This is a genomic window from Kocuria sp. KKT182 (genome assembly GCF_055635395.1).
Window position 1 is genome coordinate 1,986,527 of the sequence record NZ_CM145757.1, and the last position, 22,269, is coordinate 2,008,795.

The following is a 22,269-nucleotide window of genomic DNA, read 5'->3' on the forward strand; positions in this document are numbered from 1 at the left end:
CATGCTATCCGCATCTACGGTCATTCGTCCGGCACGGCATCCGCAGGTGCGGATCATCAGGCGTCGGCGACGACCTGGCGGACGGCCTCGCCGTAGCGCTCGAGCTTGGCGTCGCCGACACCGGAGATGCCGCGCAGCTCCCCCAGCGAGCTCGGCCGGGCCTGGGCGATCGCGGCGAGGGTCGCGTCGTTGAAGACGACGTACGCGGGCACGCCCTGCTCCTTGGCCACGGCGGAGCGCCAGGCCCGCAGCTGCTGGAAGAGCTCCTGCTGGGGCTGGTCGAGGACCGGCGGCGCGGCGGCGGTCCTCGGCGTGCGGACGGTCCTGGCCCGCTCCGGCTCGCGCCGCAGGCGCACCTCCCGCTGCCCGCGCAGCACCTCCCCGGCGGCCTCGGTGAGCGCCAGGACGCCGTACTCGCCCTGCACCTGGAGCAGGCCCTGGGCGAGCAGCTGGCGCACCACCCCGCGCCACTCCTGGTCGCTCAGCTCGGTGCCGATGCCGAACGTGGTGAGCTCGGTGTGGCGCATCCGCACCACCCGCTCGGTCTCCCGGCCGAGCAGGATGTCCACCAGGTGCCCGGCGCCGAACTGCTGGCCCCGCTCCCGCTGCAGCCGCACGATCGTGGACATGAGCTTCTGCGCCGGGACCGTGCCGTCGAAGGCCTCGGGCGGGTCCAGGCACGTGTCGCAGTTGCCGCACGGCTCGCTCGCCTCGCCGAAGTAGCGCAGCAGCTGCCGGCGGCGGCACTGCACCGTCTCGCACAGCGCGAGCATCGCGTCCAGGTGCAGCGTCTGGGCGCGCTTGCGCTGCCGGTCCCCCTCGCCGTCCTCGATCATCCGGCGCTGCTGGACGACGTCCTGCAGCCCGTAGGCCAGCCACGCCGTCGACGGCAGCCCGTCGCGCCCGGCGCGCCCGGTCTCCTGGTAGTAGCCCTCGACGCTCTTGGGCAGGTCGAGGTGGGCGACGAAGCGCACGTCGGGCTTGTCGATCCCCATGCCGAAGGCGATGGTCGCGACCATGACGACGCCGTCCTCGCGCAGGAAGCGGGTCTGGTGCTGCGAGCGCACCTCGGCGGGCAGGCCGGCGTGGTACGGCAGCGCGGTGACGCCCTGGCCGGCCAGCCACTCCGCGGTGCGCTCGACCGAGGCGCGGCTGAGGCAGTAGACGATGCCGGCCTCGCCGTCGTGCTCGGTCCGGATGAGCTGGAGCAGCTGCCGGCGGGCGTCCTTCTTGGGCCCGACCCGGTACTGGATGTTGGGCCGGTCGAAGCTGGAGACGAAGACCCGGGCGTCGTCCAGGCGGAGGTTGCGGACGATCTCCTCGCGCGTCTCCGCGGTCGCGGTGGCGGTGAGGGCGATGCGCGGGACCCCGGGCCAGCGGTCGTGGAGGATCGTCAGCCCGAGGTAGTCGGGGCGGAAGTCGTGGCCCCACTGGGCCACGCAGTGCGCCTCGTCGACGGCGAAGAGCGCGATGCGGGCGCGGTCGAGCAGATCGGCCGCGACCGGGAGGCGCTCGGGAGCGAGGTAGAGCAGGTCGAGCTCGCCGGCCAGGAGTCGACGCTCCACGTCGCGGCGCTCCTCGACGGTCTGGGTGGAGTTGAGGTACGCGGCGCGCACGCCGACCTGCTCGAGGGCGTCGACCTGGTCGTGCATGAGCGCGATGAGCGGGCTGATGACCACCCCGGTGCCCTCCCGGACGAGCGCCGGGATCTGGTAGCACAGGCTCTTGCCGCCGCCGGTGGGCATGAGCACGAGGGCGTCCTCGCCGCCGGTGACCGCGTCGATGATCTCGGCCTGCTGCCCGCGGAAGGCGTCGTAGCCCCAGACGCGGGTGAGCACCTCGAGGGGCGCGGGGCGCGTCACGGCGTGCGGGGGGCGCGCGGGGCGCGTCCCGGGGGCTGGTGCGGGGCGGGGGTGGGCGGGTGCGGCGTGTGCAGCGGCGCGGTCGCGGGGCGCGCGGCCGTGACGGCCAGGGCCTCGCCGTCGATCTGCAGCGCCACCTCGCCGGCGTCCCCGTCCAGGACCCGCACGGTCGTGCCCGAGCGGGTGATCTCCACGCCGAGCCGGCGGCCGTGCCACCGGAGGCGGAAGGCGATCCGGTGCAGCCGCTCCGGGAGCCGGGGGGCCAGGCGCAGCTCGCCCCCGTCCGTGTCCAGTCCCCCGAACCCGCAGACCACGGCCAGCCACGACCCGGCGGCGGAGGCCAGGTGCAGGCCCTGCTCGGCGTCCTGCTGGATGTCCCGCAGGTCCACGAGGGCGGACTCGCGCAGGTGCTCGAGGGCGAGGTCCAGGTGGCCCACGCGGGCGCAGACCACGGCCTGCACGCAGGCCGAGAGGGACGAGTCGCGGACGGTGCGCTGCTCGTAGTAGTCCAGGTCCCGGGCGGTCTGCTCCGGGGTGAACGCCTCGGCGCACCACCACAGGGCGAGGACCAGGTCCGCCTGCTTGACGATCTGGCGGCGGTAGATCTTGGCGTAGTGGAAGTGCTCCTCCACGGGGTAGCCGTCGCGCTTGGCCTCGAAGTCCCACTCGCGGTAGGTCGTGAACCCCTCGTTGGAGGGGTGCACGCCGCGCACGGCGTCGTAGGGGATGTGGATCGCGTCCGCCAGGGCCCGCCACCGCTGGAGCTCGTCCGCCGTCACGGAGAGCCGCCCCACGTGCTCGGGGTGCTCCTCGCACGCGTCGGCGGCCGCCCGGAGGTTGCGCCGGGCCATGAGGTTGGTGAAGACGTTGTCGTCCACCACGCCGGTGTACTCGTCCGGCCCGGTCATGCCGAGGAGGTGGATGCCGCCCTCGTGGTCCTCGTGCACCATGGCCGCCCACACGCGCGCCGTCTCCACCAGGACGTCGACCCCGCCGACCTCGGTGAGGTCCTCGCCGGTGGCGTCGGCCCACCAGCGGAAGGCCCGCGCGATGTCGGCGTTGACGTGCATGGCCGCGGTGCTGGCCGGCCAGTACGCCGACGTCTCGTGCCCGTCGATGGTGCGCCACGGGAAGGAGGCGCCGCCCAGGTCCAGGACCTGCGCCCGCTCCCGGGCCCGGTCCAGGGTCGAGGAGCGCCACTGCAGGAGCCGGGCGGCGTCCCGGGGGCGCAGCAGCGCCAGGGCCGGCAGCACGAAGCCCTCGATGTCCCAGAAGGTGTGCCCGCTGTACCCGCCGCCGGTCAGCCCCTTCGCCCCGACCGGGGCGCGGCTGACGCAGGCCGCCGCCTGCAGGAGCTGGAACAGGTCGAAGCGGATCGCCAGCTGCAGCTCGGGGTCGCTGTCGATCTCCACCTCGGCGCTGTCCCAGTACTCGTCCAGCTCCGCCCGCTGGTCGGCGAGCAGCCCGTCCCAGCCGCGCCGCCGCGCCCCGGTCATCGCGGCGAGCACCTGCTCCCGCAGGTCGGCCGAGGGGTCCGCGTCCGAGGACGCGTGGCAGAGGTACTTGACGAACCCCACCCGCTGCCCGGGCCGGAGGTCGGTCACGAGGGTGGTGACCACCTGGTCGTCGTCGCACTGCGTGCTCACGGCGCCGCCGGCCGGCATGTCGACCTCGTGCTCGACCGCCGCGGCCACCCCGATCTCGCTCCCGTGGGTGCGGTGGACCAGGACGCCGCCGGTCTCGTGGCAGCGGCTGAGGCGGGCGCGGAACGGCTGCTCCAGGACCGCGGCCACGCGCGGGTCCTCGTTCTCCACCTTGGGCGGGGTGCCGTTGACGACCAGGTCGGAGCGCAGCACCGCCTGGACCGTGCGGTCCAGCGCCTCGACCTCGTAGCGGATCGCCGTGACGGAGCGCTGGGTCAGCGAGACCAGGCGGGTGGACGTCAGGCGCATCCGGGCGCCGCGCGGGGTGACCCACTCCGTCTCGCGGCGCAGCGTGCCCGCGCGCAGGTCGAGCACGCGGTCGTGCTGCTCCGGCGGGGACTCCCGGACGTCCAGCTGCACCCCGTCCACCTGCAGGCGCACGGTGCTCCCGTCGGCCACGCCGATGATGGCCTGCCCGTGCTCCGGGTGCCCGTAGCCGCCCTCGGGGTAGGACAGCGGGTGGTACTCGTAGACCCCGGCCAGGAAGGTCCCGCGGGAGGCGCTGGGCTGCGCCTCGTCCAGCGTGCCCCGGATCCCGACGTACCCGTTGGACAGGGCGAAGACGGACTCCAGGGCGCCGTGCGCGCCGGGGTCGAGGGCGGACTCGCGGACCTGCCAGGAGGAGGCATCGTTCGACGGTTGAGGCATGGCACCACGTTAGCTCCCGCGGCCGGGCGGCACCCGGCCGCGGCGGGGGTTCAGCGGTGCGTGAACCGCGGCTCGCGCTTCTCCGCGAACGCGGCCATGCCCTCCTTCTGGTCCTCGGTGGCGAACAGCGCGTGGAAGAGCCGCCGCTCGAGGTGCACGCCCTGCGCGAGGGTGGTCTCGAACGCGGTGTCCACGGCTTCCTTGGCCGCGAGGACCGAGGGCAGGGACTTCGCCGCGATGGTCCCGGCGACGTCCAGGGCCTCCGCCAGCAGGTCCGCCGCGGGCACCACGCGGGAGACGAGACCCGCCCGCTCCGCCTCCGCGGCGTCGAGGTGCCGGCCGGTGAGGACCATGTCCATGGCCTTGGCCTTGCCCACCGCACGGGCCAGGCGCTGGGAGCCGCCCATCCCGGGGATCACCCCGAGGTTGATCTCGGGCTGCCCGAAGCGGGCCGTGTCCGCGGCGATCAGCAGGTCGCACATCATCGCGAGCTCGCACCCCCCGCCCAGGGCGTAGCCCGAGACCGCGGCGACCACGGGGGTGCGCACCCGGGTGAAGGCGTCCCAGCCCGCGAACCAGTCCGCGAGGTACATCTCCGGGGCGCTGCGCCCCGCCATCTCCTTGATGTCGGCGCCGGCGGCGAAGGCCTTCTCCGAGCCGGTGAGGACGATCGCCCCGATCCCCGGGTCGGTGTCCAGGGCGGTGGACGCGGCGACGACCTCCCGCAGGGTCGCGGCGTCGAGGGCGTTGAGCGCCCGCGGCCGGTTCAGGGTGATGATCCCGACCCTCCCGCGGGTCTCGACCAGGATGTTCTCGTACGTGCTCCCCGAGACGTTCCGTGAGGTGTTCCCGGAGGTGTTCCCAGGGGTGTCCTCGGCGGTGTTCCGGCGGTCGGTCCCGTGCTGCTCGCTCATGCTGCGCTCCTGGTTCGCTCGGTCGGTCGGATCCGGTGCTCCCGGGGGCGGCTCCGGTGCGGGGGCATGGCCCGCATCCTACGCAAGGGCCCCGCCGTTCCGGGACCGTGTTCCCCTTGCCCGCCCGGGCGCGGCCCGCACTAGCATGGGCCCATGCGGACACTGCAGGCAGCAATCATCGAAGAGATGGGCGTGAAGCCCGAGATCGACCCCGAGCAGGAGATCGAGGCGCGCGTCGGCTTCCTCTGCGACTACCTGCGGGCCAGCGGCACGAAGGGCTTCGTGCTCGGCATCAGCGGGGGCCTCGACTCCACGCTGGCCGGCCGGCTCGCCCAGCTGGCGGTCGAGCGGGTGCGCGCCGAGGGCGGCGAGGCGGAGTTCGTGGGCGTGCGCCTGCCCCACCGGAAGCAGCACGACGAGGAGGACGCCCAGGCGGCCCTGCGCTTCGTCGCCGCCGACCGCACCATCACCTACGACATCGCCCCGGCGGTGGACGGCTTCGAGCACGGCTTCGAGGGCGCCACGGACCGGGAGATCTCCGACTTCAACAAGGGCAACATCAAGGCCCGGATGCGGATGATCGCGCAGTACGCGATCGCCGGGGAGCACAACTACCTGGTGATCGGCACCGACCACGGCGCCGAGTCCGTGACCGGGTTCTTCACCAAGTACGGCGACGGCGGGGCGGACGTGCTGCCGCTGTTCGGGCTCGACAAGCGGCAGAACCGGCTCCTCGCGAAGACCCTCGGCGCCGAGGAGCGGCTGTGGGCGAAGGCCCCCACCGCCGACCTGCTCGACGACGCCCCGGGCCAGACCGACGAGGCCGAGCTCGGGCTGTCCTACGACGACATCGACGACTACCTCGAGGGCCGCGAGGTCGCCGACGCCGTGGCCGAGCAGATCGAGCACCGCTGGCGCATCACCCGGCACAAGCGCACGACCCCCGCCACGATCCTCGACGACTGGTGGCGCTCCTGACGCCCGAAGCACCCGCACCACCACGGAGCCGCGCACCCCGATCGGGGTGCGCGGCTCCGTCGTCGTCGGGGCCCGTCGGCTTAGCGAGTCTGAGGTGCTGGGGAGAATGGTTCCATGACGGCGACGGCGCAGCGGCGGACCCGGACCCCGGTGGCCGGGGAGGAGTCTCCGGCGCGGCCGGTGCTCGCCGAGGTGCACGACACCGCGGTGCAGGGCGCTCCCGGGCCTGCCGCCGAGGTGCGGGCTGCCGCGGCGGGCCTGGTGGAGGCCGCGGCGGCGGAGGCGCGGGCGGTGGGCGCACAGGTGCGCTGCATCCACCGGTTGTGGCTGGCCGGGCAGGCGGCGCGCACGGCGGCCCGGTTCCAGGCGATGGCGCAGGCCGAGGCCGAGATCGCCGCCGGCGGGTTCCTCCGCCCGGACCCGCTGAGCCCGCTGGCCGAGGCGGAGCACCAGCTGCTCGTGGACGTCGCGGCCGAGGTCGGTCCGGCCCTGCGGCTGCCGGCGGGCACGGCCCGGCGGCGGGTGGAGGACGCCGTGCTGCTGGCCGAGATGCTCCCGGAGGTCCTCACCGCCCTGGAGGAGGGCCGGATCGGCTCGCCCCAGGCCGCGGTGCTGGTCGAGCAGTGGCGTGAGCTGATCACCCAGGCCCCGACCTGGGCCCCCGGCCGGTGCGACCCGCCGCCGGTGGCGGCCGTCGGCCGGCTGATCGCCGAGCTGCTGGACCGGGCCCCGCACGCCACCGCCGCGCAGCTGCGCGCGACCGCCCGCACCCGGCGGGCCGTGCTCGTGGCCGGCGCCGAGGAACGCGCCCGCCGCGCCGCGCGCAGGGCCCGGGCGGTGTGGGTGGAGCCGGCCGCCGACGGCACGGCCTGGCTGCACGCCCTGCTGGAGGCCCCGGTGGCCCTGGCCGTGCACGACCGGCTCGAGGACCTGGCCCGGCTGCTGGGCCAGGACGTCCCGGACCCCGCACGATCGGGGCGGCCGGGACCGCAGGATCAGGAAGAGTCCGTGCCGCGCTCGGTGTCGGAGCTGCGGGCCGACGTGCTGGCGGACCTGCTGCTGGACGGGGTCCTGCCGGAGGAGCCGGGCTTTCCGCGCGGGGTGCGGGCCCGGGTGAGCGTGCTGGTCCCGGTCTCGGTGCTGACGTGCGCCGGCACGGTCGGGGGCGAGTCGGCCGGGGACGGGGTTCCGGTGCTGTCGGGCTACGGGCCCATCAGCGCGGAGGTGGCCCGTCAGCTGGCCGCCGGGGCCGGGGCGTGGCACCGGGTGCTGACCCACCCCGTGACCGGAGTGGTCCTCGACCACGACCGGACCGTCTACGCCGTGCCCCGGGACCTGCGCCGGCTGGTCGAGCTGCGCGACGGGACCTGTCGCTTCCCCGGGTGCCGGCGCCGGTCCGAGGCCTGCGATCTCGACCACACGGTGGCCTGGGCCCGGGGCGGGCCCACGGCCGAGCACAACCTGGCCGCCCTGTGCCGCCACCACCACCGGGTCAAGCACCGCCACGGCCACCTCGGAGCCTGGTCGGTCCGGCGGATCACCCCCGGCCCGCACGACGGCACCGCCCCGGGCACGGACGGCAGCCCGCCCGGAGGAACGGCCGGGGGCGCGGCCGGGCACGCCGCGGTCCTGGAGTGGACCTCACCGGGCGGGCTCGTGCACCGCACCGCACCCGAGCACACGGCTGCCCGCCCCGAACCCGAGCACACCGCTGTCGGCACCGCACCCGACCGCCGGAGCGCCCCGGCCACCGGCCGGCCGCCCGGCAACCCTCCGCCCGTGGGTCCGGCCGCTGATCCTCCGCCCGGCGGCCTCCGGCTCGACGACCTCCCGCCCGATGACCCCCCGCCGTTCTGAGACCGGCGAGCCCGCGGCCTCCTGGGCCCGGCTCCCCGAGGCCGGTGTCGTGGTGAGGTGGTCCGGACCGGCCGCGCGAGCGCGCCTGTTGCCCACGGCCGGGAACGACCCGCAGCCGTTTCCCCTGAGCATCCCCTCAGGTCACCAGGGCCGGAACCGCGGCGGAACCGCCGGACGATCCGACGAACCGTGCGCGCCACGTCGGAACACCCCCGGCTCGGCCGGTCCCACCGCACGGAGAGACCGACCTCGACAGCTTCGGTCTCAGCGGGTGACCCAGGTGCGCCCCGCGGCGTAGTGGACGGTGACGCCCTTCGAGAAGCGCTGGCGCACCTCGGCGCCGTAGCGGTACTCGTCGGTGACGGGGAAGCCCCAGCCGCGCTCGGAGCCGGCGGCCTTCCAGGCCCGCCCGATGGCCCCGTACTGCTTGACCGCGCGGGAGCCCGTCCCGGGACTCCACAGGAGCATGGTGGAGCGACCGTCGCGGCGGAAGACCTGGTACGCCCCACTGGTGGCCGGGCGCTCGTCCGTGACGGGCAGGCCGAAGTGGTGCTCCCGGCCGGCCGCGACCCACCGGCCGCCGATGGATCCGTAGTTCTTCACGGCCATCGCGCCGTAGCCGGGGGCCCAGTAGACGGTGGTGGTGCGGGTGCCCTTCCGGAACTGCTGGTAGACGCCGCCCTCGATCAGGCCGCCGCGCTCGTTCATGGTGGGCTCCCCGAGCACGGCCGCCCCGCCCAGACGGTGGTACTTGGTGCCGATCGCCCCCCGGACTGCGTAGGACGGCGCCGTCACCGGGGGTGCCGTCACCGGCGGCACGAACCCCTGCGCCGGGCTCGCGACCGTCCCGGGCACGGCCTGCCCGGCCGGATAGGCGTAGTAGTAGATCGTCAGGTAGGTCTCCCACCCGGGACCACCCGAGCCCGACGTGGCGACGTGACTGACCCCGATCCCGAGGTGGGTCAGGTCCCGGGCGAACTGGTCGGTCCCGTTGCGGGGGAAGAAGTCCAGCAGGTAGTGCGCGAGCGCCTCGACCGCCTCGACGCCCTCGAAGGGGCCGGTGAAGACGCCCTTCCCGTAGTACTGGTCCATCCGGATCCCGCCGGCAGGGGCGCCCGCCCAGGGGTCCGGGTTGCGGGACTCCTTGCGGGCCCCGGCCATGGTCTCCGCCCACTGCTGGGCGTTGCGGGACAGCGCGGTGTTGTAGACCAGCGGGGCGCGCCTCGCCTGGCCGCGGTGGTCGTTGACGATCTTGAAGGCCTCGGTGATGTCCTCGACCGTGGTCGGGTGGGCGCCGGCCGACGCCGCCCCGGCCAGGCCGCCGGCGGCCGGGTCCTCCGCGGCCGCCGGCGCCGGAACCCCGGCCGGGGCGGCGTCGGTGCCCGAGCCGCCGTGCAGGCTCAGGGCGGGCGCGCCCGCGGTGGCGGCCGGCTCGGCCGGACCGGACAGCTCGGGCAGATCGACCGGAGGAGTCGGGGCTGCGAGCGCCGCCGGAACTCCGCCGAGGAGGAGGGCGAAGGTGGTGGACACGACGAGCGCGGTCCGTGCGAGGTTCATGGGGGTCTCTCCCTGCTGGGGGCGGCGCCGCCGGGGGCACGGGCCAGCAGGAAATTAGCATGTGCAACCACCCGGTGGAAGGGCGCGCGGGGAAACCCCTGGTCCCCCGGCGCGGCGGCGCTGGCCGCGCCGGGGTGCTCAGCGGACGGAGACCCGGCGGTACAGGCCCCAGCCCAGCAGCGCGAGCAGCACGGGCGCCGCCGCGGCCAGGAGCACGAGTCCCGCCGGGACCCCCGCGGAACCCGCGCCGACGGCCGCGGCGGAGCCCGCTCCGGTCGCGGCGGCCCACACCAGCACGGCCAGGGTCGTCACGACGGTCCCGATGATGGACAGCGTCAGCGCCACGGGGCCGCCCCGGACGTACACCGTGGCGAAGACCGCCCCGACCAGCTGCGCCCCGAGGTAGACCAGGAACGCCACGAGGAGGGCCCACGCCGGGGACCCTCCGGCGAAGACGCGGACGTCGAAAGCGGGCAGGCCCAGGAACCAGCCGCCGGTGGCGCGCTCCAGGAGCAGGAACGCGGTGAGGACGGCCGCGGCCAGCAGGGCGTGGAGCACGAACGTCAGCACCGAGCCCCACCACATCGACCGGCGGGTGGCCCCCAGCGCCAGGGCGAGGGGCGTGCTCGTGCCGATCACCTGGGCGGCGTGGACGAGCAGGGCGATCCCGGGCCACCAGAGCAGGACCTGGTTGTAGCGCAGGCCCTCGGCCACGGCGCCCAGCGGGGCGCCCAGGACCACGTGCAGCACGACCCCGGCGAGCAGACTGAGCAGCCCGGACACCGTGATCACGCCCACGACCATCCAGACCCCGGCGGACCGGTTGACGGTGTTGAGCTTGAGGACAGGGGTGAGTCGTGACATGGCGGAGGTCCTCTCAGGCGTTCTGGAGCTGGTCGGCGGGCACCGGGACGAGCCCGTGGGCGGCCACGGCCGACTGCAGGGAGACGGCGTCGATCTCGATCCCGTGGCGCGCGGCGGCCGCCCGGGCGTCGTCGTCGTGGGGCGCCGCCACGGTCACGGTGCGCAGCGCCCCGATCCGCTGCTCGCGGGAGACCTGCTGCTCGAGGCGCCGCTCGGCCAGGTAGCCGGCGACGTCGGCGGCGGGCCCCGCGACCGTGTGGGCGCTGGCGCGGGCGGTCTCGAGACCGGCGTCCAGCACGAGCCGCCCGCGGTCGAGGAGCAGGACGTGGTCGAGGAGGTTGGCGACCTCGTCGACCAGGTGCGTGGAGATCACCACGGTGCGCGGGTGCCGCGCGAAGTCCTCGAGGAGCCGGTCGTAGAACAGCTCCCGGGCCACCGGGTCCAGCCCGCCGTAGGGCTCGTCCAGCATCGTGAGCTCCGCGCGGGACGCGAGGCCCAGGACGATGCCGAGGGCCGTGTGCTGACCCGTGGAGAGCTTCTTGATCCTGGTCCGCGACGGGAGCCGGAGGTCCTCGGCGAGACCGCGGGCGAGCTCCTCGTCCCAGCCGGGGTAGAACGCCGGCGCGGCGTCGAGGACGTGGCGGACCCGGAACTCCTCGGGGTAGCGCTGCCGGTCCCGCAGCAGCACCGTGCGGGAGAGCGCCTCGGGGTTCTCCCACCCGGGGCGGCCGAACAGCTCGACCCGCCCGCCCCGGTCGGGGCGGACCTGCTGGCCGATCACGGACAGCAGGGTGGTCTTGCCGGAGCCGTTGCGCCCCACGAGTCCGTAGATCCGGTCCGGGGCGAGGTCGAGGTCGACGCCGTCGAGGGCCCGGGTCTCCCGGTAGGTGCGGGAGACGCCGCGCAGGGCGACGATGGGGGCTGGCGTGCCGTTCATGGGGTGGACTCCTGACGGGTCGGTGCGGCGGCCTCGGACCGGCCGAGGGCGGAGCGGACGAGGTCGAGGACGTCCCCCGGCGGGAGCCGGAGGGAGTGCGCCTCGGTGACGAGCGGTGCCACGTAGCGGTCGGCGAACTCCTGCCGCCGCTGCTCGAGGAGCCGTTCCCGGGCGCCGGCGGCGACGAACATGCCGATGCCGCGGCGCTTGTAGAGGATCCCCCGGTCCACGAGCCGGTTGACGCCCTTGCCGGCGGTGGCCGGGTTGATCCGGTAGAAGGCGGCGAACTCGTTGGTGGACGGGACCTGGGTCTCCTCCGGATAGGCGCCCGCGAGGATGTCGGCGCAGATCCGTTCGGCGATCTGCTGGAAGATCGGGCGGTCGTCGGCGATCACGGCCCTCCCCCTCACTAGTTCATTAGTTATGTAACTAACCATGGCACCTGGACCGGTGCTGCGCAAGGGGTGCTGAAAATTCCCGTCCGGGGCAGCCGGTAACGTGGGGCCCATGAGGATCGCCACCTGGAACGTGAACTCCGTCCGCGCCCGCGCCGATCGTGTGGAGGCGTGGCTGCAGCGCTCGGACGTGGACGTCCTGGCCATGCAGGAGACCAAGGCGAAGGACGACAACTTCCCCTGGGAGCTCTTCGAGTACATGGGCTACGACGTCGCCCACTTCGGCCTCAGCCAGTGGAACGGCGTGGCGATCGCCTCCCGGGTGGGCCTCGAGGACGTCGAGCGCACCTTCCCGGACCAGCCGGCCTTCGGCAAGCCCGGCGAGGAGCCCGTGCAGGAGGCCCGGGCGATCGGCGCCACGTGCGCCGGCGTGCGCGTCTGGTCCCTCTACGTCCCCAACGGCCGCGGCCTGGAGGACCCGCACATGCCCTACAAGCTGGAGTGGCTGCGCGTGCTCAAGGACCACGCCAAGCAGTGGGTCGACGAGGACTCCACGGCGCAGGTCGCCCTGGTGGGCGACTGGAACGTGGCCCCGCAGGACGAGGACGTGTGGGACATGCAGTTCTTCCTCGACAACGGCCTGACCCATGTCAGCGCGCCCGAGCGCGCAGCCTTCCGCGCCTTCCTCGAGGAGGCCGGCTACCTGGACGTGGTCCGCCCCCGGCACCCCGGCCCGGGCGTCTACACGTACTGGGACTACAAGGGCCTGCGCTTCCCGAAGAAGGAGGGCATGCGCATCGACTTCCAGCTCTACTCCCCCGCCCTGGCCGGCCGCGTCACCGACGCGTCGATCGACCGCGAGGAGCGCAAGGGCAAGGGCGCCTCGGACCACGCCCCCGTCGTCGTCGAGATCGCCTGAGCCGCCGTGGCCCAGCTGCTGCAGGTCGGCCGGACGTTCCGCTCGGCCACCGGGATCCCCCACCAGTTCGCCCTGCGGGTGTACGTGCCCGCCGAGGAGCTCGATGCCGTGTACGCCCCGCTGGTGCCCCGGGCCCTGTCCCCCGAGGAGGCCGGGGTCAACGAGCTGACCGAGCAGCTCGCCCGCCTGGCCGAGCCGGGCCAGGAGCCCCTGCCCCCGGCCGTGGAGCCGCTGTGGACCCTGCCGTTCTCCGCGGCGCCCCGGGGCCGGGACATGCTCGCGGCCGGGGTCGGGGACTTCCCCGTCTACCACCCCCCGCAGCGGCTGCGGCGCTCGCTGCGGCTCGTGGCGCTCGCCGAGGAGGAGGGCGGCCAGCCCCTGCCCAACCTGCTCATCCCCGAGGACGCCGTCCGGGCCGCGGGCGATCGCGTGAGCCGGGAGCACTTCGTGCCCGTGCACGCGCGCCAGTCGGCGTTCACCGTCCCCATGGCGTGGTTCTCCCTCTTCACCGCTCAGGACCACACCGAGAGCTTCCACCACGGCAACCGTGTGCACCGGTGCGCGGTGCCGATGGACCTCGCGACCCGTCGCGTGGTGCGCGCCGCGCAGGTGGTGGAGGACGCGGGCGGCGAGGACCTCGAGGACCTCGCCGAGGACCTCACGCACCTGGGCCGGTGGCTCGGGGCGTTCTCCGCCAACTCCCTCGTGGTCCTGCACTACGGCTCGCTCGCTGACCCGTTCCAGCCGGACGAGAGCCCGCAGGACTTCTCGGACGCCGTGGAGCTGCTGGCCGCGCGGGACGCCCACGGCGCCGCCGTGGCGTTCCGCCGGCTCATGCACCGCTGGCTGCGCCTCGCGCACCTGGAGAGCGCCAGCTGACACCGGACCAGGGCCGGGCGGCGTCCTGCGCGGCGCGCCGGATGGCGTGCAACGCACCCAGGGCCATCTCGTCGAAGTGGCCCTGGACGGCGGTGAGGAGGTCACGGACGCTGAGCGGGTGCTCCGTGCTCGGCGCACCAGGGACCGATCCGGGCCCCTCCGGGGTGCGACGAGGATCACGCCCGAGACGCCGCACTTCGCCGGGACGCGCGGGGACTCGACAGTTGCCCATGTCGTAGGGGTACACTCTGGTCCTTCCGTGCAGGGCACCCTCTGCACAGCACCACCCCGTTCCAGGAGGACGCACCACATCATGGCCACCGATTACGACGCCCCGCGCACCCGGCCCGAGGACGAGCCGGCCAACGAGTCCCTGGAGGCGATCCAGGTCCAGCGCAGCGCCACCACCCAGACCGCGGTCATCGACGCCGAGGACTTCGACACCGCCGAGGGCATCGACCTGCCCGGCGCCGACCTCTCCCACGAAGAGCTCACCGTGGCCGTCATCCCGGAACAGGTCGACGAGTTCACCTGCGCCTCCTGCTTCCTGGTCCGGCACCGCTCCCAGCTGGCCCGCCAGTCCGGCGAGACGCGGTACTGCACCGACTGCGAGGGCTGAGCGGACCGCTCCGTCCGGCCCGCGCCCCGGTGCCGCCGCACCCCGTGATAGAACAGGCCGGTGCGCCCGTCCACCCCGCCCCCTGACCGTTCCGCCGTCCCGCCCCGCGTGCCGGGGTGGCTGGTGGTGCTCGCGGTGGCGGTCGTGGCGGTCAATCTCCGCCCCGGGGCCACCTCCGTGGGGCCCGTGCTCGCGGAGGTGCAGCAGGGACTGGGGCTGAGCCCCACGATGGCCGGCGTGCTGACCGCCCTGCCCGGGCTCACCTTCGCCGCGGCGGGGGCGTGCGCGGTCGCGCTCTCGCGCAGGACCGGCATCAGCGGTGCCGTCACCGCCGGTCTGGTCCTGGTCGCCGCCGGGCTGCTGGCCCGGTCGGTCACGGGATCGGTGCCGGTGTTCCTGCTCCTGTCTGTGCTGGGCTTCGCCGGCATGGCCGTCGGCAACATCCTGGTGCCGGCGTTCATCAAGCGCCACGGGGGCCGGCGCACGGCGGCGCTGAACTCCCTCTACACGACCGGCCTGGCCGTCGGCGCCACGCTGCCCCTGCTGGCTGCCGGGCCGCTGGCCGCGAGCGGGCCCGACGGGTGGCGTGCCGCACTGGGCCTCTGGGGCCTCGTGGCCCTGGCCGCCGTGGTCCCCTGGGTCCTGGTCACCGTCCGCGACCGGCGCGAGCCCGCCACGACCCCCGGCCGCGCCCTGCGTCCCGGCCGCGGCACCTCGATCCTCCGCTCCCGCACCGCCGTGGCGCTGTGCGTCTACTTCGGCATCCAGTCGATGCACGCCTACGTCCAGTTCGGCTGGGTGGCCCAGATCTACCGCGACGGCGGCCTGGGCCAGGCCCAGGCCGGGCTGATGGCCGCCCTCATCGCCGCCATGGGCATCCCGGGAGGGCTCCTCATGCCCGTCCTGGTGGCCCGCTCACCGCGCCTGCGGCGGTGGATCGTGGGCCTGGGCGTCTGCATGGTCGCCGGCTACTCCGGCCTGCTGCTGGCGCCCGCCACCACACCCTGGGCCTGGGCCCTGCTCCTGGGGGTGGGCGGCTTCGCGTTCCCCACCGCCCTGGCGCTGCTCACGGCCCGCTCCCGGGACCCCCGGGTGACCGCGCAGCTGTCCGGGTTCACCCAGCCGGTGGGCTACCTGCTCGCGGCGGCCGGGCCCTTCGCCGTCGGCGCCCTGCACGAGGCCACCGGCAGCTGGACCGCTCCCCTGCTGCTGCTGATGGGCACCGCGGTGCTCCTCGTCGTCGCCGGCGGCGTCGCGGCCGCGCCCCGCTTCGTCGACGACGAGATCGCGGGCCCGGACGGGCCGTAGCGGCCCGGTGCGGCCCGGTGCCAGGGGCTATCGTGACCGCATGACTGATCAGGGTGCAGGACGAGTGCTCACCGCCGGACTCGTCGGGTACGGCATGGCCGGGCGGGACTTCCACGGGGACCTGCTGCGGCGGGCCGGCGGGCGGGTCACCGACGTCGTCACCGGCGACCCGGAGCGGGCCGCCCGCGCGGGCGCCGACTGGCCCGGGGTGCAGGTGCACCGGGACCTGCCCGGGCTGCTCGAGCGCTCGCGGCCCGACGTGCTGGTCGTCGCCTCGCCCACGGGGCTGCACGTGGAGCACGCGCTGGCCGGCCTGGAGGCCGGGATCCCCGTGGTGGTCGACAAGCCGCTGGCCACGGACCACGAGGGCGCGGTGGCCGTGGTCCGCCGCGCCGAGGAGACCGGGACCCCGCTGACGGTCTTCCACAACCGGCGCTGGGACAGCGAGCAGCTGACCCTGGCCCGGGTGCTCGCCGAGGGGCACCTCGGGGACGTGCACCGGTTCGAGCGCCGCTGGGAGCGGTGGCGCCCGGTGCCCAAGGACCGGTGGCGGGAGAACGCGGTCGGCCGGGGCGGCGGGCTGCTGCTCGACCTCGGTCCGCACCTCGTGGACGCGGCGATCCAGCTGTTCGGGCCGGTGGTCGCGGTGCGGGCTGAACTGCGCGCGCTGACGACCCCGGCCGAGGACGACGTCTTCCTGGCCCTGGACCACGCCTCGGGCACGATCAGCCACCTGTGGGCCGGGAGCCTCGTGGGGGCGCCGGGGCCCCGGACCCGGGTGCTCGGCTCGGCCGGCGCCTACCTCGTGGCCGGGCACGCCGACAGCCCCGGCCCCTTCGACCCGCTGGACCCCGGGGAGGGCATGACGGGTCTGCTCGTCCGGGGCACCGGGACCGATTCCGTGCCCACCGCCCCCGGCGAGCCCGCCGACTTCTACCGGGCCGTGGCCCGGTGGCTCCTCGGCGACGGCGAGGCCCCCGTGGACCCGTGGGACGCCGTGGCCGTCGCCGCCGTGCTGGACGCGGCCCGGCGCAGCGCCCGCACGGGGGCGCGGGAGGTGCCCGCAGCGCCCTGAGCGCGGCGCACCGCGCCGAGGACACAGCCGAGGACGCGCTCGAGGGGTCGTGCACCCGTGGCCGCGCGGTAGCGCAGGACGCCGGGGACCGCCCCGGCGTCCGCCAGCGGCTCCCCGCGGGCGAAGCCGGCCCACAGCCGCCGGAGGCGCCGGCCGTGGCCCTGGACGTCCTCCCACGGGGCCCCGGCGAGCAGCCCGGTGCCGGCCCATGCGGCCTCGTCGCCGAACAGGAGCGGGAGGTCGACCGTGTGGGCGGATCCGTACGGGCTGCCCGGCGCGCTCCAGGTGAGCAGGTAGGTGTGGGCGCGGCCTCCGGCCCGGGCGTGCCGGGCGGCGAACCGGCGGACGGCCCGGCCGTGGACGGCCGCGGTCACCTGCCCCACGACGGCGCGGCGGAGCACGGGGCCGAGCAGCGGGACGCGGGTGACCCGGTGGAGGAGGGGCAGCGTGGGCAGGTAGAGCCGGGCCTCCTCGGCGGTGTGGCCGATGAGCACGTCGATGTGCGGGGCCACGCGGTCCCAGGCCGCCTCGACGCCCTCCTCGGCGGGCAGGGGGTGGTGGCCGTACTGGGTGCCGAACGGCATCCGGCCCCGGAGCCCGAAGGAGGACGCACCGGCCTCGACCTCGGCCTGCAGCGCCACCACCTCCGCGGCCGGCGTCCCCGCGGTGACGGCACCGGCCGCGCCCGCCATCGCCGCGGTCATCGCCGCCCGGCCGCGGGCGATGCCCAGCGGAGGGCTCTGCAGGATGGCCCGCCGGAACAGCAGCTCCGCGCCCGGGACGGTCATGAGATGGGCCACGGCGTCGCCCCCGGCGGACTGGCCGAACACGGTCACCCGGTCCGGGTCGCCGCCGAAGGCCGCGATGTTGCGCCGCACCCAGCGCAGGGCCTCTAGCTGGTCGAGCAGACCGAGGTTGGCGGGGCGGCCCCGGCCCGCGCCGAGGTAGCCGAACAGTCCCAGCCGGTAGGTGACGCTCACGACCACGACCCGCTGCTCGGCGACCAGGGGGCGGGGATCCATGATCGGGGCGTCCCCGGCCCCGGTGGTGTAGGAGCCGCCGTGGATCCAGACCATCACCGGCAGCCGTTCCGCCGGCCCCCGCTCGAGGGGCAGGGTCACCGACAGCCGCTGGCAGTGCTCGTCCCGCGGGAGCCCGGCGAGGGTGTCGCCGAGGACCCCGGTGAGGAAGGGTGAGTGCGCCTGGGGGGCAGGCCGGGGCCGGGCGGGTGGCGTCGAACGGTTCCTCCCGGTCCGCGACCGGGACGGGCGCGGCGAACCGGTCCGCCGTGGCGTACGGGATCCCGGTCGCCCGGACGACGTCGCCGTCGACCCGGCCGCGCACCGGCCCGCAGGGAGGCGCGAACGCGCGCGTCGGAGTGGTCATGCCCTCTTCTACCACGCGGCCCGCCCGGGACGGGGGCGGGCCGGCTTCCGCGAACGCGGCTGCGCCCGGCGCACCGCGCCCGGGGCGCCCGTCGCCCGCCCTGGGTAGATTGGACCGTCGACCGACAGGAGCCCGCCCATGACCGCACACCCGCAGCGCCCGGCGCCGCTCCGCGTCCGCGCGCACGCCCGCACGACGACCACCGACGTGCCGGTCGCACCGTGCGCGGCACCGTGAGCGGCACCGTGAGCCGCGCCGTGGGGCGCACGGGGCGCCACGCCGGCCTCGGCGTCGCGGCCATCCTGCTCACCGCGGTCCTGTGGGGCACGACCGGGACCGCGGCGACCTTCGCCCCCGGCGCGGGTCCGCTGGCGATCGGGGCCGCCGCCCTGGGCGTGGGCGGGCTGCTGCAGGCGGCGATCGCCCTGCCCGCCCTGCGCCGCTCGCGGCGGGCGCTGCGCTCGCACGCCGGGCTGGTGGCGGCCGGGGCCGCGGCCGTGGCCGTCTATCCGCTGGCGTTCTACAGCTCGATGCACCTGGGCGGCGTCGCGATCGGCACGGTCGTCTCCCTGGCCTCCGCGCCGCTGGCCTCGGGCGTCCTGGAGCGCGTCCTCGAGCGCCGCCCCCTGAGCCGGTGGTGGATGACCGCCGCGCTCCTGGGCGTCCTCGGCAGCGGCCTGCTGTGCCTGTCGAGGGCTGGCGGGTCCGGGGCCTCGGCCGCGGACACCGCCGCCGGCATCGGGCTCGGACTGGTGGCCGGGGCGACGTACGCGCTCTACTCGTGGGTGGTGCACCGGCTGATGGGCCACGGGGTGGGGCGCGCGGCCTCGATGGGCGCCGTCTTCGGCGCCGGCGGGGCGCTCCTGCTCCCGGTCCTCGCCCTCACGGGGGCGCCCCTGCTGGCCTCGGGGCAGGCGTTCGCCGTGGCCGCGTACATGGCGCTGGTGCCGATGTTCCTCGGGTACTTCCTGTTCGGCGTGGGACTCGCCCGGGTGCGCCCGAGCACGGCGACGACCCTCACCCTGACCGAACCGGCCGTCGCGGCGGTCCTGGCCGTCGTCGTCGTCGGCGAACGGCTGACGGGCGCCGGCTGGACCGGGCTGGCGGTCCTCGCCGCCGCGCTCGTCGTCCTGGCCCTCGCCCCCACCAACGTGGTCGTGCACCGGCCGGGCGGTCCCGGCCGGACACCGGCCGCCCCAGCGCCGGCCGCCGTGACACCGCGCCCGGGGACTGACTAGGTTGGGGACGCCCCCGCACCGGAGCCGCCCGCACCGGACACCCCCGACGAAGCACCCGAGGAGCACCCCCATGACGCAGCAGGTCAGCCAGTCCCCCGCCACCGAGGAGGGCGAGTGGTGGCGCTCCGCGGTGATCTACCAGATCTATCCCCGGTCCTTCAACGACTCCGACGGTGACGGTCTGGGCGACCTGCCCGGGATCGTCGACCGGCTGGACTACCTCGCGGACCTCGGCGTGGACGCCCTGTGGCTGTCCCCGTTCTACGTCTCGCCGCAGCACGACGCCGGCTACGACGTCTCCGACTACCGGGACGTCGACCCCCGCTTCGGCACCCTGGAGGACTTCGACCGGATGCGCGCCCGGATGGCGGAGCTCGGGATGCGGCTGATCGTGGACCTGGTGCCCAACCACACCTCGAGCGAGCACGAGTGGTTCCGGGCCGCCGTGGCCGCCGGGCCCGGCAGCCCGGAGCGGGACCGGTACATGTTCCGGGACGGCCGGGGCGAGCACGGGGAGCTGCCGCCGAACAACTGGCGCTCCGTGTTCGGCGGCGAGGCCTGGACCCGGCTGCCGGACGGGCAGTGGTACCTGCACCTGTTCGACAGCACCCAGCCGGACCTCAACTGGGAGAACCCGGAGGTGTGGGAGGAGTTCCGCTCCGTCCTGCGCTTCTGGCTGGACCGGGGCGCGGACGGCTTCCGCGTGGACGTGGCCCACGGCCTCGTGAAGGCCGAGGGGCTGCCGGACTGGGACCACCAGGTGCACATGGTCGAGGGCGAGCACGACGCGCGGGAGCACGACGCCCCGGACACCCCGCTGAGCACCGGCAGCCCCTACTTCGACCAGGACGGCGTGCACGAGGTCTACCGCGACTGGCACCGGGTGCTCGCCGAGTACGACGGCGACCGGATGCTGGTGGCCGAGGCGTGGGTCGAGCCGGCGCACCGGCTGGCGATGTACGTCCGCTCCGACGAGATGCACCAGGCGTTCAACTTCGACTTCCTGGTGGCCGGGTGGGACTGGGCCCGGATGTCCCGGGCCATCGAGGACTCCCTGGCGGAGTCGGCGAACGTCGGCGCGCCCACCACGTGGGTGCTGTCCAACCACGACACCGTCCGGCACGTCTCCCGCTTCGGGCTCACGGACCCCATCGCCTACCCCAAGGGGATCGACGCGGACAGCGAGCAGCCCGACCACGAGCAGGGCCTCGCCCGCGGCCGCGCCGCCGCGCTGGTGGAGCTGGCCCTGCCCGGCTCCGCCTACCTGTACCAGGGGGACGAGCTGGGCCTGCCCGACCACACCCGCCTGCCCGCCGAGCTGCGCCAGGACCCGGCGTTCGCCCGGACCGGGGGCGAGGAGATCGGCCGCGACGGCTGCCGGGTCCCGCTGCCCTGGGCCGCGGGAGAGCCCGGCCACGGCTTCGGGGCCGACCCGTGGCTGCCGCAGCCCGAGGAGTTCGCGCAGCTCGCGGCGGACCGGCAGGTGGGGGTCCCCGACTCCACGCACACGGTGTACCGCACGGCGCTGCGGGTGCGCCGGGAGCTCGGTCTCGGCCGCGGCTCCTTCGCGTGGCACGCGAGCCACGACGCCGCGACGGGCCTGCTGTCCTTCGTGAACACCACCGGCGCAGGGGAGCGGGTCCTCGTGGCGGCGAACCTGGGCGGCGCCCCCGTCCCCCTGCCCGCCGGAGAGCCGCTCGTGCTCAGCAGCCGGGACGCCGTGCAGGACGGCGTCCTGCGGCCCGAGCGGGCCGTGTGGTGGCGCCTGGCCCCCTGAGCCGTCCTGCCGGCCCTCGGGGCCCCGGCCTCGGGGGCCCCCCGGCCTCGGGGAACCCGGCGGTCCTGGCGCACGGCGTGCGGCGCCGCACGCCGGCACGCCGCGGACGACCGCTCGTCGCGGACGCCCGGTCGGCGCGCCGGTCAGTGGCTGGTGCGCCCCCGGCCCGACACGAGCGCCGGCGCCACCAGCCGGTCCGCGAGCACGCCGGTGACCACGGAGTACACCGCCTTGTGCAGGACGTCCACGGCCTGCTCGCCGGCCGGCCAGGACGACGGCGGGGCCCCGACCCCCGTCGCGTTCTCCACGGTCTGGTCGAAGGCCAGCCGCACCACCGTGTGCCAGGCGTTCGCGCGCGGACCCCGGATGCCGGTCACGGCCCACACGCCGCGCAGGGCGCCGAGGGCGGCGCCCGTGCCGTAGTGCATGGCGGAGTTCCAGCCCGTGGGCTGCTCGCGGTCCCCGGGGTGGCGCCCCAGCAGGGTGAGCAGGGCGCGCGCGGGGACGTAGGAGTCCGGCCGGTGGGTGAGCGCCTGCTCCGCCTTCTCCCCCAGCACCATCAGAGCGGCCCCCGCGATCCCCGCCGCGGCGCCGGTCGCCGCGGCCCGTCCGAGCGCGCTCGTCCGCGCGGGGCCGGTCACGGCCGCCCCTGCTCGTCGCCGGGCCGCTCGGCGCCCAGTCCCTGCTGCTCCAGGTCGCGGTCGAGCTCGGCGCCGGGCTCGACGACCACGCCGTCCTCGCGCTGGTCGTCGACCGGCCCGTGCCCCGGTTCCTGCTCGCGTCGGTGCTCGGTCATGTCGGCTCCTCCCGTCGGGGCCACCCGGGCCGGGCGACCTGCCCCCCAGTCTAGACAGGCTGCTGATCAGTTCGAGGGGGTGGGCTCCGCGCACGCCCGGCGGAGCCAGTCGCCGACCGGCGCGAGCGTCCGCTGCAGATCGGCCAGCTCGGCGGGCTGCACGGACGAGCCCGCGGCGTCCAGGGCGGCCACGGCGTCCTCGAACGCGGGGCGCAGCTCGGCGGGCAGCCGGGAGGTGAGGACCCGCACGGAGGCAGCCGCCCCCTGGGGGCGGAAGTGGGGGTCCGGCTCGTCGCCGGACAGCGGCACGAGGGTCAGCGCCGTGTAGGCGCTCGCCACGTCGAAGCAGGCCTCCGGTTCCGCGGTGGGCCCGGCCGGCACCGGGGCGGGCGAGCCCGCGGTCGGCTCGAGGACGAGCCCGGAGGACTGCGGGCCGGCGCCGCAGCCAGTGAGCGCCAGCAGGCTCAGGGCGGTCAGCGCGGCCGCTGCTGCCCCGCGGGGGCTCGGGCGACGGGGATACCGGGTCACGGCTCCCAGGGTAGGGAGCGAACCTCCGT

19 protein-coding genes and 1 pseudogene are annotated in these 22,269 nt (G+C 75.6%); 9 read left to right on the plus strand and 11 right to left on the minus strand.

The genetic code is table 11. The features are described 5' to 3' along the window. Nucleotides 1–56: 56 nt before the first annotated feature. Genes recQ through ACZ2G1_RS09200 form a run of 3 tightly spaced genes read right to left on the minus strand, consistent with a single transcriptional unit; the run spans nucleotide 57 to nucleotide 5,127 of the window. On the minus strand, nucleotides 57–1,862 hold the full coding sequence (gene recQ / locus ACZ2G1_RS09190) for a DNA helicase RecQ (protein WP_035925549.1): 1,806 nt from the start codon (nucleotides 1,860–1,862) through the stop codon (nucleotides 57–59). Continuing rightward, on the minus strand, nucleotides 1,859–4,213 hold the full coding sequence (locus ACZ2G1_RS09195) for a glycoside hydrolase family 65 protein (protein ID WP_470376605.1): 2,355 nt from the start codon (nucleotides 4,211–4,213) through the stop codon (nucleotides 1,859–1,861). Before ACZ2G1_RS09195 ends, recQ begins: the two co-directional genes overlap by 4 nt. A gap of 50 nt (nucleotides 4,214–4,263) precedes the next feature. Continuing rightward, on the minus strand, nucleotides 4,264–5,127 hold the full coding sequence (locus ACZ2G1_RS09200; protein ID WP_229587642.1) for an enoyl-CoA hydratase: 864 nt from the start codon (nucleotides 5,125–5,127) through the stop codon (nucleotides 4,264–4,266). 153 nt (nucleotides 5,128–5,280) lie between these two features. Here ACZ2G1_RS09200 and nadE point away from each other — a divergent pair, with 153 nt between their 5' ends. Both nadE and ACZ2G1_RS09210 read left to right on the plus strand, forming a co-directional pair. Continuing rightward, nucleotides 5,281–6,105 (plus strand): ammonia-dependent NAD(+) synthetase, encoded by an 825-nt coding sequence (gene nadE / locus ACZ2G1_RS09205; protein ID WP_035925543.1) that lies wholly within the window; start codon nucleotides 5,281–5,283, stop codon nucleotides 6,103–6,105. A gap of 114 nt (nucleotides 6,106–6,219) precedes the next feature. Beyond that, on the plus strand, nucleotides 6,220–7,962 hold the full coding sequence (locus ACZ2G1_RS09210; protein ID WP_470376606.1) for an HNH endonuclease signature motif containing protein: 1,743 nt from the start codon (nucleotides 6,220–6,222) through the stop codon (nucleotides 7,960–7,962). A 264-nt stretch (nucleotides 7,963–8,226) separates the two neighbouring features. Here ACZ2G1_RS09210 and ACZ2G1_RS09215 read toward each other — a convergent pair whose 3' ends face one another. The 4 genes from ACZ2G1_RS09215 to ACZ2G1_RS09230 all read right to left on the minus strand — a co-directional run bounded on the left by ACZ2G1_RS09215 (nucleotide 8,227) and on the right by ACZ2G1_RS09230 (nucleotide 11,715). Then, nucleotides 8,227–9,519 (minus strand): CAP domain-containing protein, encoded by a 1,293-nt coding sequence (locus tag ACZ2G1_RS09215; protein WP_272027374.1) that lies wholly within the window; start codon nucleotides 9,517–9,519, stop codon nucleotides 8,227–8,229. Nucleotides 9,520–9,657: 138 nt separating this feature from the next. Continuing rightward, nucleotides 9,658–10,383 (minus strand): hypothetical protein, encoded by a 726-nt coding sequence (locus tag ACZ2G1_RS09220; protein WP_017833038.1) that lies wholly within the window; start codon nucleotides 10,381–10,383, stop codon nucleotides 9,658–9,660. 13 nt (nucleotides 10,384–10,396) lie between these two features. Further along, a complete protein-coding gene (locus ACZ2G1_RS09225) occupies nucleotides 10,397–11,320 on the minus strand; it encodes an ATP-binding cassette domain-containing protein (protein ID WP_052132845.1) in 924 nt (307 codons plus the stop codon). Further along, entirely contained in the window at nucleotides 11,317–11,715 is a 399-nt protein-coding gene (locus ACZ2G1_RS09230; RefSeq protein WP_017833036.1) for a GntR family transcriptional regulator, read from the minus strand. Before ACZ2G1_RS09230 ends, ACZ2G1_RS09225 begins: the two co-directional genes overlap by 4 nt. Before the next feature lie 112 nt (nucleotides 11,716–11,827). On the opposite strand from ACZ2G1_RS09230, the gene ACZ2G1_RS09235 reads away from it, so the two are divergent. The 5 genes from ACZ2G1_RS09235 to ACZ2G1_RS09255 all read left to right on the plus strand — a co-directional run bounded on the left by ACZ2G1_RS09235 (nucleotide 11,828) and on the right by ACZ2G1_RS09255 (nucleotide 16,515). Beyond that, entirely contained in the window at nucleotides 11,828–12,634 is an 807-nt protein-coding gene (locus tag ACZ2G1_RS09235) for an exodeoxyribonuclease III (RefSeq protein WP_017833035.1), read from the plus strand. Between the two features lie 6 nt (nucleotides 12,635–12,640). Beyond that, entirely contained in the window at nucleotides 12,641–13,513 is an 873-nt protein-coding gene (locus ACZ2G1_RS09240; RefSeq protein ID WP_241482840.1) for a DUF8083 family protein, read from the plus strand. A 313-nt stretch (nucleotides 13,514–13,826) separates the two neighbouring features. After that, complete coding sequence (locus tag ACZ2G1_RS09245) at nucleotides 13,827–14,132, plus strand: DUF4193 domain-containing protein (RefSeq protein ID WP_035925540.1); 306 nt, start codon at nucleotides 13,827–13,829, stop codon at nucleotides 14,130–14,132. A gap of 60 nt (nucleotides 14,133–14,192) precedes the next feature. After that, nucleotides 14,193–15,440 (plus strand): MFS transporter, encoded by a 1,248-nt coding sequence (locus ACZ2G1_RS09250; protein ID WP_109221790.1) that lies wholly within the window; start codon nucleotides 14,193–14,195, stop codon nucleotides 15,438–15,440. Nucleotides 15,441–15,480: 40 nt separating this feature from the next. After that, the gene (locus ACZ2G1_RS09255) at nucleotides 15,481–16,515 is read left to right on the plus strand and encodes a Gfo/Idh/MocA family oxidoreductase (protein WP_470376607.1); all 1,035 of its coding nucleotides are present in this window, start codon (nucleotides 15,481–15,483) and stop codon (nucleotides 16,513–16,515) included. Between the two features lie 53 nt (nucleotides 16,516–16,568). On the opposite strand, the pseudogene ACZ2G1_RS09260 reads toward ACZ2G1_RS09255, so the two are convergent. After that, nucleotides 16,569–17,901: pseudogene (locus ACZ2G1_RS09260) on the minus strand (carboxylesterase family protein); the annotation flags it as partial. Nucleotides 17,902–18,134: 233 nt separating this feature from the next. Here ACZ2G1_RS09260 and ACZ2G1_RS09265 point away from each other — a divergent pair. Both ACZ2G1_RS09265 and ACZ2G1_RS09270 read left to right on the plus strand, forming a co-directional pair. Continuing rightward, nucleotides 18,135–19,139 carry a DMT family transporter gene (locus ACZ2G1_RS09265; protein ID WP_081994331.1) on the plus strand — a complete coding sequence of 335 codons (1,005 nt, stop codon included), beginning with the start codon at nucleotides 18,135–18,137 and terminating at the stop codon, nucleotides 19,137–19,139. A gap of 70 nt (nucleotides 19,140–19,209) precedes the next feature. Next, the gene (locus tag ACZ2G1_RS09270) at nucleotides 19,210–20,916 is read left to right on the plus strand and encodes a glycoside hydrolase family 13 protein (RefSeq protein WP_035925530.1); all 1,707 of its coding nucleotides are present in this window, start codon (nucleotides 19,210–19,212) and stop codon (nucleotides 20,914–20,916) included. 143 nt (nucleotides 20,917–21,059) lie between these two features. Here the strand turns inward: ACZ2G1_RS09270 and ACZ2G1_RS09275 are convergent, their stop codons facing one another. The 3 genes from ACZ2G1_RS09275 to ACZ2G1_RS09285 form a co-directional block, all read right to left on the minus strand. Further along, nucleotides 21,060–21,557 (minus strand): hypothetical protein, encoded by a 498-nt coding sequence (locus ACZ2G1_RS09275; RefSeq protein WP_470376608.1) that lies wholly within the window; start codon nucleotides 21,555–21,557, stop codon nucleotides 21,060–21,062. Beyond that, nucleotides 21,554–21,712, minus strand: coding sequence for a hypothetical protein (locus ACZ2G1_RS09280; protein WP_017833025.1), 159 nt, complete (start codon nucleotides 21,710–21,712; stop codon nucleotides 21,554–21,556). The genes ACZ2G1_RS09275 and ACZ2G1_RS09280 overlap by 4 nt, the downstream gene beginning before the upstream one ends. 66 nt (nucleotides 21,713–21,778) lie before the next feature. Further along, nucleotides 21,779–22,240 (minus strand): hypothetical protein, encoded by a 462-nt coding sequence (locus ACZ2G1_RS09285; protein WP_035925523.1) that lies wholly within the window; start codon nucleotides 22,238–22,240, stop codon nucleotides 21,779–21,781. Nucleotides 22,241–22,269: the final 29 nt, after the last annotated feature.